We start from the raw sequence: 16,135 nt of genomic DNA, 5'->3' as shown, positions 1-16,135 counted from the left end.
ATCGCGAGCAAGCTCGCTCCCACAAGGTATTGCCCGATGGTCGGTTTTCACACAGTCAGTTCTAACATTGTCTACAGTTTTAAATGTCGGCAGCCAGACTGCCACAACCGTGATTGTCCAGAAAAACCCGGCAAAAGTACCGGGTCTCCCCCTGACAGGAGTGCACGATGGACCTCAACCGTCGTCAGTTCTTCAAGGTCGCTGGTATCGGCCTTGCGGGCTCGAGCCTCGGCGCGCTGGGCATGGCCCCCGCGACTGCCTTCGCCGAGCAGGTGCGCCACTTCAAGCTTGCCCACACCCATGAAACCCGCAACACCTGCCCGTACTGCTCGGTCGGCTGCGGCGTGATCATGTACAGCCAGGGCGATGCCGCCAAGAACGTCGCGCAAAACATCATCCACATCGAAGGCGATTCCGACCACCCGGTCAACCGCGGCACCCTGTGCCCCAAAGGCGCCGGCTTGCTGGACTTCATTCACAGCCCCGGTCGCCTGCAATACCCAGAGGTGCGCAAACCTGGCACCACCGAGTGGACGCGCATCTCCTGGGATGAAGCGCTCGATCGCGTCGCCGACTTGATGAAGGCCGACCGCGACGCCAACTTCATCGAGAAGAATGCCCAGGGCCAAATGGTAAACCGTTGGCTGACCACCGGTTTCCTCGCGGCCTCGGCGGCGTCCAACGAAGCGGGTTACATCACCCACAAGGTCATTCGCAGTCTCGGCATGCTGGGGTTCGATAACCAGGCGCGTGTCTGACACGGCCCGACGGTGGCAAGTCTTGCCCCGACGTACGGCCGTGGTGCCATGACCAATACCTGGACCGATATCGGCAACGCGAATCTGATCCTGGTGATGGGCGGCAACGCAGCAGAAGCGCACCCGTGCGGCTTCAAATGGGTGACCGAAGCCAAGGCGCACAACAAGGCCCGCTTGATCGTGGTCGATCCGCGTTTTACCCGGACCGCCTCGGTGGCCGACTATTACGCGCCGATTCGCACCGGCACCGACATCGCTTTCATGGGCGGCCTGATCAATTACCTGCTGACTGAAGACACGATCCAGCACGAGTACGTGCGCGCCTATACCGACGTGTCGTTCATCGTCAAAGCCGGTTATGGCTTCGAGGACGGAATCTTCAGCGGCTACGACGCGGCCAAACGCAGCTACACGGACAAGTCCGGCTGGGGTTATGAACTCGGTGAAGACGGCTTCGTCAAGGTCGACCCGACCCTGCAAGATCCGCACTGCGTCTATCAATTGATGAAGCAGCATTACAGCCGCTACAACATCGAACTGGCGAGCCAGATTTGCGGCATGCCGGTGGATGCCATGCAGAAGATCTGGGAAGAAATCGCCACCTGCTCGCAACCGGGCAAGACCATGACGATTCTCTATGCGCTGGGCTGGACGCAGCATTCGATCGGTTCGCAGATCATTCGCAGCGCGGCCATGGTGCAATTGCTGCTGGGCAACGTCGGCATGCCGGGCGGGGGTGTCAATGCCTTGCGCGGGCACTCCAACATCCAGGGGCTGACCGACCTCGGTTTGCTGTCCAATTCGCTGCCGGGCTATCTGACCCTGCCGGGCGACGCCGAGCAGGATTACACCGCCTACATCACCAAGCGCACGCAAATGCCGTTGCGTCCGGGGCAGCTGTCCTATTGGCAAAACTACGGCAAGTTCCACGTCAGCCTGATGAAAGCCTGGTACGGCGCGAATGCCACGCTCGAAAACCGCTGGGCTTATGACTATCTGCCGAAACTGGACATCCCGAACTACGACATCCTGAAAGTGTTCGACCTGATGGGCCAGGGCAAGGTCAACGGCTACCTGTGCCAGGGCTTCAACCCCATCGCCGCGTTGCCTGACAAGAACCGGGTGATGGCGGCGCTGGCCAAGCTGAAGTGGCTGGTGGTGATGGACCCGCTGTCCACCGAAACCTCGGAGTTCTGGCGCAATGTCGGGCCGTACAACGACGTTGAAACCGCTGGCATCCAGACCGAAGTGATTCGCCTGCCCACCACCTGTTTCGCCGAAGAAGACGGCTCGCTGGTCAACAGCAGCCGCTGGCTGCAATGGCACTGGAAAGGTGCCGACGGCCCCGGCGAAGCGCGCACCGATGTGCGGATCATGAGCGAGCTGTTTATCCGTCTGCGCCAGCGTTACCAGGCCAACGGCGGCGCTTATGCCGAGCCGATCCTCAAACTGTCCTGGCCGTACAAAATCGCCGAGGAGCCTTCGCCGGAAGAATTGGCCAAGGAAATCAACGGCTATGCCACCACGGACTTCACTGACGCGACCGGCGCGGCGATCAAGGGCAACGCGCAACTGGCCGGTTTTGGCCAGCTCAAGGACGACGGCAGCACCGCTTCCGGTTGCTGGATTTTCTGCGGCAGCTGGACTGAGGCGGGCAACCAGATGGCCCGGCGCGACAACAGCGACCCGTACGGCATGAAACAACATCAGGGCTGGGCCTGGGCCTGGCCGGCGAACCGACGGATTCTCTACAACCGCGCTTCGTGCGACCCGCAAGGCAAGCCGTGGGACGAGAAAAAACGTCTGGTGTGGTGGAACGGCAAAGTCTGGGGCGGCACGGATGTGCCGGACTTCAAGGCCGACTCGCCACCGGAAGCCGGGATGAATCCGTTCATCATGAACCCCGAAGGCGTGGCGCGGTTCTTTGCCGTCGACAAGATGAATGAAGGACCTTTCCCCGAGCACTATGAACCGTTCGAAACGCCGATCGGCATCAACCCGTTGCACCCGGAAAACAAGAAAGCCACCAGCAACCCGGCGGCGCGGATCTTCGATTCGGTATGGGATTCCTTAGGCGTGGCCAAGGACTATCCATATGCCGCGACCAGCTACCGGCTGACCGAGCACTTCCACTTCTGGAGCAAGCATTGCAAGCTCAATGCGATTGCCCAACCCGAGCAGTTCGTCGAGATCGGTGAGGTGCTGGCCAAGGAGAAAGGCATCGTGGCCGGCGACCGGGTCCGTGTCAGTTCCAAGCGCGGACATATAGAAGCGGTGGCGGTGGTGACCAAGCGGATTCGTCCGCTGCAGGTCAACAATCAGGTGGTGCACCAGATTGGTATCCCGCTGCACTGGGGTTTTACCGGGCTCACGCGTCACGGTTACCTGACCAACACCTTGGTGCCGTTCCTCGGCGATGGCAACACTCAGACCCCGGAATCCAAGTCATTCCTGGTCAACGTGGAGAAAGTCTAAATGGCCAGCCAAGACATCATCGCCCGTTCGGCCACCACGACCGTCCCGTCCTCGGTACGCGACCAGGAGGAAGTGGCCAAGCTGATCGACACCACCAAGTGCATCGGCTGCAAGGCCTGCCAAGTCGCCTGTTCGGAATGGAACGAGCTGCGCGACGAGGTCGGCCACAACCTCGGCACCTATGACAACCCTCAAGACCTGACCGCAGAAACCTGGACCTTGATGCGCTTCACCGAGCACGAAACCGACGCCGGCAATCTGGAGTGGCTGATTCGCAAGGACGGCTGCATGCACTGCGCCGAGCCCGGTTGCCTGGCGGCGTGCCCGAGTCCGGGAGCGATCATCAAGCACGCCAATGGCATCGTCGATTTCGACCAGGACCATTGCATCGGTTGCGGGTATTGCATCACCGGTTGCCCGTTCAATATCCCGCGAATCTCGCAAAAAGATCACAAGGCCTACAAATGCACGTTGTGCTCGGACCGCGTGGCAGTGGGGCTGGAGCCGGCCTGCGTCAAAACCTGCCCGACGGGCGCCATTGTGTTCGGCACCAAGGACGATATGAAAGACCATGCGGCCGAAAGGATCGTCGACCTCAAGAGCCGTGGCTTCGAACACGCAGGCTTGTACGACCCGGAAGGCGTCGGTGGTACTCACGTGATGTATGTGCTGCACCATGCCGATGAGCCCCGGTTGTATGCCGGTCTGCCGGACCACCCGACCATCAGTCCGCTGGTGGAACTGTGGAAAGGCGTGAGCAAACCCTTGGAGTTGCTGGCCATGGGCTTGGCGGTGCTGGCCGGGTTCTTCCACTACGTGCGCATCGGGCCGCAGCTGGTCGAGGAGGACGAACACCCGAGCATCCCCGATCCCGCCGTGCATGAAATCGACCCATCGGTGCATACCTATGATCCGAAGGGGGAGGACAGGCCATGAACGACAAACCGATCCTTCGTTACACCAGCAATCAGCGCACCAATCACTGGCTGGTGGCGATCCTGTTTTTCATGGCTGCGCTATCCGGGCTGGCGCTGTTCCACCCGGCGCTGTTCTGGCTCAGCAACCTGTTTGGCGGCGGGCCTTGGACGCGCATCCTGCATCCGTTCATGGGCGTGGTGATGTTCGTGCTGTTCCTTGGACTGGTCATCCGTTTCTGGCGGGCGAACTTCTTTATCAGCAACGACCGGTTGTGGCTGAGGCGAGTCGGGCGGGTGATCAAGAACGAGGAGGAGGGCGTGCCGCCCATCGGCAAGTACAACCCTGGGCAGAAGCTGCTGTTCTGGACCTTGTTGGCCTGCATGCTGGTGCTGCTGTTCAGCGGGCTGGTGATCTGGCGCGCGTATTTCAGCGAGTACTTCGGCATCACCAGCATTCGTTGGGCCATGCTGCTGCATGCGTTGGCGGGTTTAATCCTGGTGCTGAGCATCATCGTTCACATCTACGCCGGCATCTGGATCAAAGGCTCGGTCAACGCCATGTTGCATGGCTGGGTCAGCCGCGCCTGGGCGAAAAAACACCATGAACTGTGGTACCGCGAAGTGACCCGCGACGAGCACCCCGACCGGCCGATCAGCAAAAAAGGATAACCCCCCTTGGCGACGATTCTTGAGCCTGGCGAGATCGAAGCGGCGGCGAGTTCACCGCCGTTTCTCTACCTGCCTCCGAAAAACCTGTTCACCTTGCGCGCCTTGCGCCTAGAGCGTCTGGTCGTCGGCCATCCACTGGCCGATTACCTGCGGCTGGTGACCGGCCTATGCCACGTGCAGCAGGGTCTGATGGACGATCCACCCGTGGCCGCCATGCCCGATGCCGAACGCCTGCGCGTGTGCCAGCTACACGGCTTGCCGCCGTTCGCCGCCGACAGTCTGGTGCGCGAGGACGATTGGCTGCCGTACCTCGAAGCGCTGTTGCAGCGTTACCAGCCACAATCGCAACCAGCCGTGGAAAAAGCCGTGGCGACCTTGCGCAGCGCCAACGTCGGGCAACTCAAGGCCTGGGCAATTGCGCTGGTCAGCGGCCAGTTCGCCTTGCTGCCCGCCGCCGTGGTGCCGTTTCTCGGCGCGGCGTTGCAGGTGGCCTGGAGTCATTGGTTGCTGAGTACACCGGACCTTGCGCTGAAACCCGGCGACAGTCTCAGCCAATGCCCGGCCTGCGGTTCGCCGGCCATGGCCGGGGTGATTCGCCATCGCAGCAAGTACAACGGCTTGCGGTATCTGGTGTGCTCGCTGTGTGCCTGCGAATGGCATGTTGTGCGGGTCAAATGCGTGTATTGCGAACAGAGCAAAGGCCTTGAATACGTCAGCCTCGATGACGACCGCTACGCCGCCAATCAGGCACCGTTACGCGCGGAGGTCTGTCCTGGCTGCGGCAGCTACCTGAAACTGCTTTACCTGGAAAACGACGCCGAAGCTGAAGCGCTCTCGACCGACCTGACCAGCCTGCTGCTGGACATGCGCCTGGAGCAGGAAGGCTACCAGCGTCCAGCGCCTAATCTTCTGCTTGCACCCGGAGGTGGCTGAGCTACCCCTTTGAGCTCTGCCTTTGAACTCTGCGGCTACACTCAGGCGCTACGATCATTCGTAATCAGGAGCGCCTGATGTCCTCCAGATCCGCCAGCCAAACTCTGCGGCTGCCTTCCATCGACAGTCTGCTGCGCCATCCCGCCTGCCAACCGCTGGCCGAGCGTTATGGGCGTGACGCGTTGTTGGCGAATTTGCGGCAATTGCTGGATGACTTGCGTGAACAGGTGCTTTCAGGGGAACTCGACGCCATTGAGATCACGCCTGAAGTGTTGGCGGGCAGGGCGGGTGAACGCCTGGCCACCCAGCATCGTAGCAACTTGCGCCGGGTGTTCAATCTCACCGGCACAGTGCTGCACACCAATCTGGGGCGAGCGTTGTTGCCGGAGGAAGCCATCGACGCCGTGCAGAGGGCGGCCCGTTATCCACTCAATCTGGAATTCGACCTGCACAGCGGCAAGCGCGGCGACCGTGACGATCTGATCGAAGGCCTGATCCGCGAGTTGACTGGCGCCGAGGCGGTGACGGTGGTCAACAACAACGCCGCAGCGGTGTTGCTGACGCTCAACAGCCTGGGCGCGCGCAAGGAAGGCATCATTTCCCGGGGCGAACTGATCGAAATCGGCGGCGCCTTCCGCATTCCCGACATCATGGCGAGAGCCGGGGTCAGGCTCCACGAAGTCGGCACCACCAATCGCACCCATGCCCGCGATTACGAGGCGGCCATCGGCCCCCGTAGTGGTTTGGTGATGCGCGTCCATGCGAGCAACTACAACATCGAAGGCTTCACCGCTCGGGTGCCGACCGCCGAGTTGGCGCAACTCGCGCATAAACACGGTTTGCCATTGCTTGAAGACCTCGGCAGCGGCAGCCTGCTGGACCTGACGCGCTGGGGCTTGCCCGCCGAACCGACGGTGCGCCAGGCGCTGAGCGATGGCGCCGACATCGTCACCTTCAGCGGCGACAAGTTACTGGGTGGCCCCCAGGCCGGGTTGATTGTCGGCCGCAAAGACCTGATCGCGAAGATCAAGAAGAATCCACTCAAACGCGCCTTGCGGGTCGACAAACTGACCCTGGCCGCCCTCGAAGCGGTGTTGGGCCTGTACCGCGACCCTGATCGATTGGCTGAGAGGTTGCCGAGTTTGCGTCTGCTGACCCGACCCCAGGCGGACATCCTCGCGCTGGCTGAGCGCCTGCAACCCTCGCTGGCCAAAGTCTTGGGCGACGGCTGGAGCGTCAGCGCGGTACCGGCGCTGAGTATGATCGGCAGTGGCAGCCAACCGGTGGCGCGATTGCCGAGTGCGGCTTTATGCCTGCGACCGCACGCGTCCAAGCGTCTTCGCGGACGACAGCTGCACAGTATGGAGGCGGCCCTGCGTGCGTTGCCGATTCCGGTGCTCGGGCGCATTGATGACGATGCGTTGTGGCTGGACCTGCGGCAACTGGACGATGAGCCGGCGTGGCTGGCGCAACTCGATCAAATTGCAGGAGCCGCAGAGTGATCGTCGGCACCGCAGGGCACATCGACCACGGCAAGACCGCCTTGCTCCAGGCCCTGACCGGTCAGGCCGGCGACCGTCGCCGGGAAGAACGTGAACGCGGCATGACCATCGACCTCGGCTACCTGTACGCGGCGCTGGAACCGCAAGCGCCCCTGACCGGTTTTATCGATGTGCCCGGTCATGAGCGTTTCACCCACAACATGTTGGCGGGGGCTCAGGGCATTGATCTGGTGTTGCTGGTGGTCGCGGCCGACGACGGCGTCATGCCGCAAACCCGCGAACACCTGGCCATCGTTGAACTGCTGGGCATCCCTCGGGCAATGGTGGCGATCAGCAAATGCGACCGCGTCGAACCGTCCAGAGTGCAAGCCGTTCGCGATCAGATCCAGACGTTGCTCGCGCCGGGCCCCTATGCAAGCGCGCCGCAGATTGCGCTGTCGAGTGTGACCGGGGAGGGCATCGAGACCCTGCGACAAGCCTTGCTCAAGGCGCAGCGTGAAGTCGTTCAACGCAGCACCACCGGTGGTTTTCGCCTGGCGATCGATCGCGCCTTCAGCGTGGCCGGCGTCGGTATCGTGGTGACCGGCACTGCGTTGTCTGGCGTGGTGGCAGTGGGCGATACGCTGATGCTCGGCCCGCAGGGCAAACCCGTGCGTGTGCGCGGCCTGCATGCACAGAACCGGGCCGCCGAAGTCGCAATGGCCGGACAGCGAGTCGCGTTGAACCTGAGTGCCGAACGCTTGGCCCTGGAGCAGATTCATCGCGGTCACTGGTTGCTGGCCGAGTGGCTGTACGCGCCGACCCAGCGAGTGGATGTCGACCTGCAATTATTAGCCAGCGAACCCAAAGCCTTCGAGCACTTCCAACCTGTGCACGTTCACATGGGGACTCAGGATGTGACCGGGCGGGTGGCGTTGCTGGAAGGCGCCCGCCTGGCGCCAGGTGAACGGATGTTTGCGCAACTGCTGCTGAATGCGCCGGTGCAGGCGGTGAAGGGCGATCCGTTGATCCTGCGTGACCAGAGCGCCCAACGCACCCTCGGCGGCGCGCGGGTGCTCGACCCGTTTGCACCGACCCGACAACGCCGAAGCCCCGAGCGGCTGGCGCAGCTACACGCCCTCGCCACATGCAATCAGTTGGAAGACAGCCTGCCGGCGTTATTGGCCAACAGCGATACCGGGCTCGATCCGCAGCGTCTGGAGCGTCAGTTCAACCGCCCCCGCAACACGTGGGTTTTGCCCGATGACGTGCGCCTGATCGACACCCGCCAAGGTCCATTACTGTTCAGTGCTGTCCGCTGGGAAGCACTGAAAGCACCATTGCTGGAACACCTCGCACGCTTTCATCAACTGGAACCGGATCAAATGGGCCCGGACCGGGATCGCCTGCGGCGGTTCACCGGCACAGCGCTGGACCGTCCGACGTTCATCAGCCTGCTCGACGAGTTACTCGCCAGCGGGGTCATTGCCGCCAGCGGGCCATGGCTGCATTTGCCCGATCATCAGGTGCGGTTGAGCGAAGACGACGAAGCCCTGTGGCAACACTTGCAACCGTTGTTTGAACAGGCTGGTTTTGATCCGCTGTGGGTGCGTGACCTTGACCATGACGAGGCGGCCGTGCGCTTGCTGCTGTGCAAAATGGCGAGGTTGGGATTAGTGCATCAAGTCGTCCGTGACCTGTTCTACACCGATACGATGATCCGTCGATTGACGGCTATGCTTGTGCAACTGGCCGCGCAAAACCCGGTGATTCAGGTCACGGCGTTTCGTGATGCAGTGGGCCTGGGTCGCAAGCGCAGCATCCAGATTCTCGAATATTTCGACCGGATCGGCCTGACGCGACGGTTTGGCGACAAGCGCCATATCCGCCTCGACAATGCCTTGGCCCAAGGCACCGAGCACTGACTTCAAGGAAGGCAATCGCGCCCGGTGGCGCGGCCGGGCTTCAAACCCGGTTGGGGACGGCATCCGTTCCCGGGCAGGTTCGACTCCGGCTGCCTTCCGCCAATTTTTCCTTTCACTTGAGCAACCGAGTATCCAGCCCAAAGCGTTCCTGAGAAACAAGTTTGAATTGATCCGCGGCCAAGTCGCAGCTCACCAATAGATTCCACGAATGACGGGTAACCGCAGACGGGATGAGCAGAAAGGGATGCTCGGCCAGTAGCTCATCAGCAAACAGCTGCTGATTGGGCGAGAGTTGAGACGGGATGAGCCAATTCGGGTTCGGCACATCATCGGGCTGAACAACCTTGATGAAATTCGAATCCAGCACTTCGAAGCACGTCAACACGTGAGGCACCATATCCAGCGTATCGAAGCCTGCGTGGGCTGCGACTTCCAGAATGGCAGTGGACGGGTCGGCCGAAGCGTAAATAACCCGGCGGCCGGGAGGGTTCCAACGACCACCGGATTGCTGCGCACCAATGCCACTGTCCCACGTGTCCTTGAAGACCTCGCGGTCAAGGCGCCAAGCGTGCCACTTCCCATCCCAGGGCAGAGGATTCATTGATAAACCCCGTGTTCAATCCGGGTCAAATAGTCCTCGACTACCTGGAAGCCAAGCGAGTTGTCGATCAGCTCCAGCGGGATATTTCCGTCCAGGTATTTGCAGGGTTTCTTCAACCAATCCTCAGCCAACTGCTGATTGCCAAACACGTTGATGGCGTGCTCCAGGGCCTGCGCATACTGGAAGGCGACTGTACTTTGTTGTTGGTTTAGCCGCACTGGTTTGGTCTCCTTCGCCAAGCGCTGGACAGTCCTGAGGGACTTCCCTGTAATGCGCTGAACAAGGCCGTGCGCCATGTAAAGATCGGATATAGAAAGCATGTCCCTGACGTCGCTCAGGTCAAAGCCTTCCTTTGTGTATCGGATGATCAACATGCGCGTATCACCTTCGCGGCCATGTAACAGCACCTCAGTCGGCTTTCGGGTGACACTTTTTGTCTCCGTCGCTACGACTGCTTTTCCTGTGGATTTGACGGTAGGCTTGTCTGCTTGATTCGCGGCGGGCATACCGATTACCTCCATACGACATTTGACGTAATCATAGCGCCAACTGTCGCAACCTGCGCAATTGAGTTTGACCAAGCCTGCCGGGCGCCAGACGCTCTCTCTCTTGCCTGACTTGAGCCACCACGTTAAACGTCGCGCGTCCGACGGCCAACCCGAAAAACTTGTGGGACAAATCCTCTATTTTTTGATTTTCGACACCACTTGTGGGACCCGCGCTAGCGCCAAATCCACACAGTCAAGATCGCGCGTTCCATCTGAGTAGTCACGATCCTCTGTGGCGAGGGGGCTTGCCGGAATGCTGCTCCACCCCGTTCGGCGCTGTAGCAGCTGTCGAGCTTGCGAGGCTGCGTCCGGCTGCGTAGCAGCCGCAAGGTCAGACATTGCGGTGCGTCAGACGCACCGCATACACAGGGTTTACGACTGCTTCGCAGTCGGAAGCAGCCTCGCAGGCTCGACAGCTGCTACAAAACAGGCGTTGTTGCTGAAATGGCACTACCACAGAGCCGAGTTTTTCGCCGTGCAGGGTTGTCGATCACTGCATCACATAACGCCCAGGCGCCGACTCAATCGCCGGGTATTGGGCGTTACCGGTATGCAGCACCGAGGGCTGGCGTTCGCCAGACTGTTCAGCCAGCCAGACGAACCAGTCATTCCACCAGCTACCGGGATGTTGCTCGGCGTTCTTGAACCAGGTTTCCGGGTTTTTGGTGACCCGGTTGTTGGTCCAGTAGTGGCGTTTTTCCTTGGCCGGCGGGTTGATCACCCCGGCGATATGCCCTGATGCGCCCAGCACAAAACGCTTGGTCCCGGAGAGCAACTGGGTGCTGGCGTAAGCGCTTCTCCACGGCACGATGTGATCGTCATGAGTGGCGAGGATGTACGCCGGAGCATCGATGGCGCGCAGGTCCAGCTTGACCCCGCAACAGTCCAGCTCACCGGATTTCAGGTCGTTCTGCAGGTAGGTGTGGCGCAGATACCAGCAATACATCGGGCCCGGGAGGTTGGTGCTGTCGTTGTTCCAGAACAGCAGGTCAAGAGGGATCGGTTTCTGGCCCTTGAGGTATTTGTCGACGTTGTAGTTCCACCACAAGTCATTGGGGCGCAGCAGCGAGAAGGTGTTGCCCATGTCCTCGCCCTTGAACAGGCCGATGGGGCCATCTTGGCCGCCGATGGTGCGCTCGCGGTAGGCCACCAATTGTTCGTCGACGAAGATGTCGATGGGGCCGGTATCGAGGTAGTCGAGGAAGGTGGTCAACAGGCTCACGCTGCCAATCTCGCGGTCACCGCGCGCCGCCAGGACCGCCAGCGCCGAACTCAACAGGGTGCCGCCGATGCAGAAGCCGACGCAATTGGGCCGCTGCTCGCCGCTAATTTCGCGGGTCACTTGCAGGCCTTTGATGATGCCGGTTTCGATCAGGTCATCCCAGGTGGTGCCAGCGTGCTCCTGGTCGAAGTTGCGCCACGACATCAGAAACACCGGGTGCCCTTGTTTCAACAAATGGCCAACCATCGAGTTGTCCGGGCGCAGGTCGAGAATGTAGTACTTGTTGATCGACGGCGGCACGACAAACACCGGACGCTGGTACTGGGTTTCGCTTTGCGGGTAATACTGGATGAGCTGGAAGAGTTCGTTCTCGAACACCACTTCGCCGGGGGTGTTGGCGAGATCGACACCGACTTTGAAGGCGCCGGCGTCGCACTGGCGCATCTTGCCTTCTTGCAGGTCGCTGGCCAGGTGCAACAGGCCGGTGAGGAGGCTGCTTCCCTGAGTATCGACGACACGTTGCAGCGCATCGGGGTTGCTGGCCAGAAAGTTACTCGGCGCCCCGGCGGCGATGGCTTGTTCCACCAGATAGAGCAGGCGTTGGCGCGGTTTTTTGTCCGGGATCGCTAACGTGTCCAGCAGCTTCAGCAGAAACTCTGCGTTGAGCAGATAAAAGGCGGCGAGGGAGCCGAACAGTGGCTGGCTCCAGTTGCCGCTGGAAAAACGTCGATCGTCGAAGCTGAATGGCTGACCGGTCAGCAGTTGCTGGCCGAGTTCGCCCCATTGCTGTTGGTAATCCGATTGAAGGCTGTCCAGGGTGCCGCGCGGCAGGTCAAACCACTCGTTGTATTCCTGGCCGGTAAACCACGGATTGCTACTGACCCAGAGACGTAATTGTTGCACTGCAAAGGAGGCAATGAACGGAACCTGGCCTGACCAGAAGGTGTTGAAGGTATGCGCGTTATTGTCCATGGAGCTCCTTGCCCACTTACGTAAACCGGGCAGAAAAAAAACCGCGGCGCCGGACTTCGGCGCCGCGTCAGCAACTTAAGCAAACACTCCTGTGTTTCTAGCGCTCGATGACCAGGCTGACGCCCTGGCCGCCACCGATGCACAACGTAGCCAAGCCTTTTTTGCCGTCGCGACGAATCAGCTCGTGCAACAGCGACACCAGAATCCGCGCGCCCGATGCACCGATCGGATGACCCAGGGCAATCGCGCCGCCATTGACGTTGACTTTGTTGGTGTCCCAACCCAGTTCTTTGCCGACTGCCAGTGATTGCGCGGCGAACGCTTCATTGGCTTCGATCAGGTCGAGGTCGTCCAGGCTCCAGCCGGCTTTGGTCAATGCCAAGCGGGTGGCCGGCACCGGGCCGATGCCCATGATCGACGGGTCCACGCCAGCGCTGGCGTAAGCCTTGATGCGTGCCAGCACCGGCAAGCCGAGGGCCTTGGCCTTGGCGGCGCTGGCCAGCAACAGCACGGCGGCACCATCGTTGAGGGTCGACGAGTTGCCGGCGGTCACGCTGCCGTTTTTCTGGAACGCGGGTTTGAGGTTGCCCAGCGCTTGCAGCGTGCTGTCCGGACGCGGCTGTTCATCGGTGTCGAAGACCAGCGGCTCACCTTTGCGCTGAGGGATCAGGATCGGGGTGATTTCACGCTTGAAGTAACCCGCTTCGATGGCAGCAGCGGCTTTCTGTTGCGAGGCCGCGGCGAAAGCGTCCTGGTCTTCGCGACTGAGGCTGTACTTCTCTGCCAGATTCTCGGCGGTGATGCCCATGTGGTAGTCGTTGAAAGCGTCCCACAAACCGTCCTGAATCACGCTGTCTTGCAGTTGCGCATGACCCAGACGCAAACCGGTGCGGGCCTTGGGCAGCACATAGGGAGCCAGGCTCATGTTTTCCTGACCACCGGCAATGATCAATTCAGCGTCGCCGCAACGGATGGCCTGGACCGCAAGCTGGACCGCCTTGAGGCCCGAGCCGCAGACCTTGTTCAGGGTCAGGGCAGGGGTGGTATGGGGCAGGCCGGCCTTGATCGCCGTCTGGCGTGCCGGGTTTTGCCCCGAGCCCGCGGTGAGTACCTGGCCGAGGATCACTTCATCGATCTGCGAGCCGTCCAGACCGGTCTCTTCCAGCAGGCGGCGAATGACCGCCGCGCCCAGTTCGGTGGCTGGAATCGCGGACAAGGCACCTTGGAAACTGCCAATGGCGGTACGAGTAGCGGCAACGATTACGACTTCGTTCATGCGTGACCTCATTAAGATTTTGTCGAGCGAAAGCAGGGCGTCCTTGCCCTGACAGGTCTACTGCATGTTCATGCCGCCGTTGACCGAGAAGTCGGCCCCGGTGCTATAGGCTGATTCATCGGAAGCCAGCCAGGCCACGATGGAAGCGATTTCTTCAGGTTGGCCGAGGCGCCCGACCGGTGTGGCCGCGATCATGGTGTCGAGAATGTCCGGGCGGATGGCCGCGGTCATGCTGGTCTGGATGTAGCCTGGGGAGACGGTATTGACGGTCACGCCCTTGCCGGACACTTCCCGGGCCAGGGCCATGGTGAAACCATGGATGCCGGCCTTGGCCGCGCTGTAGTTGGTCTGGCCGAACTGGCCGCGCTGACCGTTGATCGATGAGATGTTGATGACCCGTCCCCAACCCTTGGCCAACATTCCTTCAATCACCTGTTTGGTGGTGTTGAACAGGCCGCTCAGGTTGGTGCCGATGACCGCGTTCCAGTCTTCGGGCGTCAGTTTGCGAAAGGAAGCATCACGTGTGATGCCGGCGTTGTTGACCAATACATCGATCGGGCCGTACTGCTCGCGAGCCATCTCGAACGCTTTGCGCGTTGATTCCCAATCGGTGATGTCGCCGTAGATGCATTCGAATTGATAACCCGCCTCCAGTTGGCTCGCCATCCATTCTTTCTTGCGGGAGGAATCTGAGCTACAGCCCACGATGACCTTGAATCCTTCCTTGTACAGGCGTTGGCTTATCGCAGTGCCAATCCCACCCATACCACCCGTGACCAACGCAATACGACCAAGCGACTTCATATGCTCTCTTCCTTTTTGTATTTTGCGTTGCAAGATGGGGGGATTGTTCGGCATAGACGGGGTGTGCGGAAGTGTTGAGAGGTGACGGTCTGGTGTCCAACGGTGCCATGCACGAAATGAAATAGAACTATTCGACACTGCTGTCGTCGCCTCGAAGCGTTCGTGTAGCAGCTGCCGAGCCTGCGAGGCTGCGTTCGGCTCGGGCCGCGTTCGGACGAAGCAGTCGTAAAACCGGACACCGTGGTCTTTCAGCCAAACCGCGTACGCCGGATTTGCGAGGACTTCGGTCGAGCGCGACCCCGGCTCGAACGCAGCCTCGCGGGCTCGGCAGCTGCTACAGGGTGAGACGAATGCCCTGAAATAGTGGCTAAAAGTCAGGAGTACCTATACTGGGATCAATATTGGCAACTGAACCACCCGTTAGTATTTGATTCATCGCAGATCAGTCATGGCTCCGGACAGGATGTTCGGTTCCACAGGTCATTGAGGACGCCATGTATAGAATGAGTTCAGGCTATGCCAGCGTGCTGGTAAATACGCTCTTGGCTCAAGGACTGGATGTTGCCAGTCTGTGTCAGGAGGCTGAACTAGACATGAAGCTCGCGAACAAACCAGGAGCGTTTTGCGAGCGAAGGGCTATCTATCGACTATGGGATCTGGCCGCTCAGGCCTCGGGTGATCCGCACATTGGCTTGAGGGCCTATGGAAGTTTCCACCCCGGCAGCTTTCAGATCGTCGGCTACACCATGATGTCCAGCCTGAATCTGAAAAAAGCCCTTGAACGACTGGTCCGTTTCAGTCCGTTGATCGGCACCGGATTCAGCCTTTTCTTTACATCGGAACAGCAGAATTACCGACTTTCCGGCCTCGATCATCAACAAAAAGGCTCGGTCAAACCTCGCCAATACACCGATGCAGCGCTGGCTTCATTGCTGGGCTTCTGCCGTAAGCTGGCGGGCGGCAACTCACCGCAACCCTTGAGCGTGGAGTTCAGCTATCCCGAACCTGAAGACACCACCGAGCATCGACGTTTGTTTGGCTGCGACCTGCGTTTCGACGCGGCTTACGACAGCATTTTGTTTGACGGGCAGGAGCTGCTCCGTCCGTTGAGCATGGCCAACGAAGCGTTGGCAGTGCTGCATGACAGTTTTGCCGAGGCGCAACTGGACCTGCTGTTTGGTTTTTGCATCGTCGGCAGGATTCGCGCGCTGCTTACCGAGCGCTTGAGTCAGGGCCATGGACAGTGCGACATGGAGTCGATCGCGGCGGCATTGAACATCAGCAAGCGGACGCTGCAACGCGCGCTGGAAAAAGAAGGGACGCAATTCAAGGATGTGCAGAACGCGGTGCGCCGGCAACTGGCCGATTTTTACCTGCGTCATTCTCACTTCAACATGAAGCATGTCGCCTATCTCCTTGGTTTTCATGATCACAGCAGTTTCAACAAAGCTTGTAGCCGCTGGTTTGGCATGACACCCGGTCAGTATCGGGCCGATGAATCGCTTGAAATCGAGGAGGTCGCGCCGGTCTGACGCGGTCCTCGTCAGCGTTCGA

12 protein-coding genes and 1 tRNA gene are annotated in these 16,135 nt (G+C 60.4%); 8 read left to right on the top strand and 5 right to left on the bottom strand.

All coding sequences use genetic code 11. The annotated features are described in order from the left end of the window. Positions 1-167 precede the first annotated feature (167 nt). The 7 genes from fdnG to E3W21_RS22480 all read left to right on the top strand — a co-directional run bounded on the left by fdnG (position 168) and on the right by E3W21_RS22480 (position 9,260). On the top strand, positions 168-3,233 hold the full coding sequence (gene fdnG / locus E3W21_RS22510) for a formate dehydrogenase-N subunit alpha (protein ID WP_166793861.1): 3,066 nt from the start codon (positions 168-170) through the stop codon (positions 3,231-3,233). After that, positions 3,234-4,169 (top strand): formate dehydrogenase subunit beta, encoded by a 936-nt coding sequence (fdxH, locus tag E3W21_RS22505; RefSeq protein WP_134421898.1) that lies wholly within the window; start codon positions 3,234-3,236, stop codon positions 4,167-4,169. Further along, positions 4,166-4,819, top strand: coding sequence for a formate dehydrogenase subunit gamma (locus E3W21_RS22500; protein ID WP_134421897.1), 654 nt, complete (start codon positions 4,166-4,168; stop codon positions 4,817-4,819). Before fdxH ends, E3W21_RS22500 begins: the two co-directional genes overlap by 4 nt. Positions 4,820-4,825: 6 nt before the next feature. After that, entirely contained in the window at positions 4,826-5,752 is a 927-nt protein-coding gene (gene fdhE, locus E3W21_RS22495; RefSeq protein ID WP_134421896.1) for a formate dehydrogenase accessory protein FdhE, read from the top strand. A 77-nt stretch (positions 5,753-5,829) separates the two neighbouring features. Next, the gene (gene selA, locus E3W21_RS22490) at positions 5,830-7,254 is read left to right on the top strand and encodes an L-seryl-tRNA(Sec) selenium transferase (protein WP_134421895.1); all 1,425 of its coding nucleotides are present in this window, start codon (positions 5,830-5,832) and stop codon (positions 7,252-7,254) included. Then, positions 7,251-9,158 carry a selenocysteine-specific translation elongation factor gene (selB, locus tag E3W21_RS22485; RefSeq protein ID WP_134421894.1) on the top strand — a complete coding sequence of 636 codons (1,908 nt, stop codon included), beginning with the start codon at positions 7,251-7,253 and terminating at the stop codon, positions 9,156-9,158. Before selA ends, selB begins: the two co-directional genes overlap by 4 nt. 6 nt (positions 9,159-9,164) lie before the next feature. Continuing rightward, positions 9,165-9,260: transfer RNA gene (locus tag E3W21_RS22480), tRNA-Sec, on the top strand. 10 nt (positions 9,261-9,270) lie between these two features. On the opposite strand, the gene E3W21_RS22475 is transcribed toward E3W21_RS22480, so the two are convergent. The 5 genes from E3W21_RS22475 to phbB all read right to left on the bottom strand — a co-directional run bounded on the left by E3W21_RS22475 (position 9,271) and on the right by phbB (position 14,581). Continuing rightward, the gene (locus E3W21_RS22475) at positions 9,271-9,759 is read right to left on the bottom strand and encodes an RES family NAD+ phosphorylase (protein WP_134421893.1); all 489 of its coding nucleotides are present in this window, start codon (positions 9,757-9,759) and stop codon (positions 9,271-9,273) included. Then, positions 9,756-10,265: an antitoxin Xre/MbcA/ParS toxin-binding domain-containing protein gene (locus tag E3W21_RS22470; protein WP_134421892.1), complete on the bottom strand. Its 510-nt coding sequence runs from the start codon at positions 10,263-10,265 to the stop codon at positions 9,756-9,758. Before E3W21_RS22470 ends, E3W21_RS22475 begins: the two co-directional genes overlap by 4 nt. Before the next feature lie 532 nt (positions 10,266-10,797). Further along, entirely contained in the window at positions 10,798-12,501 is a 1,704-nt protein-coding gene (phaC, locus tag E3W21_RS22465; protein WP_134421891.1) for a class I poly(R)-hydroxyalkanoic acid synthase, read from the bottom strand. A gap of 97 nt (positions 12,502-12,598) precedes the next feature. Continuing rightward, positions 12,599-13,777, bottom strand: a complete 1,179-nt coding sequence (locus E3W21_RS22460) for an acetyl-CoA C-acetyltransferase (RefSeq protein ID WP_134421890.1) — start codon at positions 13,775-13,777, stop codon at positions 12,599-12,601. Between the two features lie 57 nt (positions 13,778-13,834). After that, positions 13,835-14,581, bottom strand: coding sequence for an acetoacetyl-CoA reductase (gene phbB / locus E3W21_RS22455; RefSeq protein WP_129444160.1), 747 nt, complete (start codon positions 14,579-14,581; stop codon positions 13,835-13,837). 494 nt (positions 14,582-15,075) lie between these two features. On the opposite strand from phbB, the gene E3W21_RS22450 reads away from it, so the two are divergent. Then, positions 15,076-16,113, top strand: a complete 1,038-nt coding sequence (locus E3W21_RS22450) for an AraC family transcriptional regulator (protein WP_134421889.1) — start codon at positions 15,076-15,078, stop codon at positions 16,111-16,113. The last annotated feature ends 22 nt before the right edge of the window (positions 16,114-16,135 follow it).

This window comes from Pseudomonas sp. F01002 (assembly GCF_004402115.1).
Classification (GTDB): Bacteria; Pseudomonadota; Gammaproteobacteria; order Pseudomonadales; family Pseudomonadaceae; genus Aquipseudomonas; species Aquipseudomonas frigoris.
This window is presented reverse-complemented; position numbering and strand designations above follow the sequence as displayed.

Bases quoted from the DNA above. Each gene is read 5' to 3' on its own strand.
- fdxH (WP_134421898.1), top strand. From the start codon at position 3,234: ATGGCCAGCCAAGACATCATCGCCCGTTCGGCCACCACGACCGTCCCG.
- E3W21_RS22500 (WP_134421897.1), top strand. From the start codon at position 4,166: ATGAACGACAAACCGATCCTTCGTTACACCAGCAATCAGCGCACCAAT.
- selA (WP_134421895.1), top strand. From the start codon at position 5,830: ATGTCCTCCAGATCCGCCAGCCAAACTCTGCGGCTGCCTTCCATCGAC.
- E3W21_RS22475 (WP_134421893.1), bottom strand. From the start codon at position 9,759: ATGAATCCTCTGCCCTGGGATGGGAAGTGGCACGCTTGGCGCCTTGAC.
- E3W21_RS22470 (WP_134421892.1), bottom strand. From the start codon at position 10,265: ATGCCCGCCGCGAATCAAGCAGACAAGCCTACCGTCAAATCCACAGGA.
- phaC (WP_134421891.1), bottom strand. From the start codon at position 12,501: ATGGACAATAACGCGCATACCTTCAACACCTTCTGGTCAGGCCAGGTT.
- E3W21_RS22460 (WP_134421890.1), bottom strand. From the start codon at position 13,777: ATGAACGAAGTCGTAATCGTTGCCGCTACTCGTACCGCCATTGGCAGT.
- phbB (WP_129444160.1), bottom strand. From the start codon at position 14,581: ATGAAGTCGCTTGGTCGTATTGCGTTGGTCACGGGTGGTATGGGTGGG.
- E3W21_RS22450 (WP_134421889.1), top strand. From the start codon at position 15,076: ATGTATAGAATGAGTTCAGGCTATGCCAGCGTGCTGGTAAATACGCTC.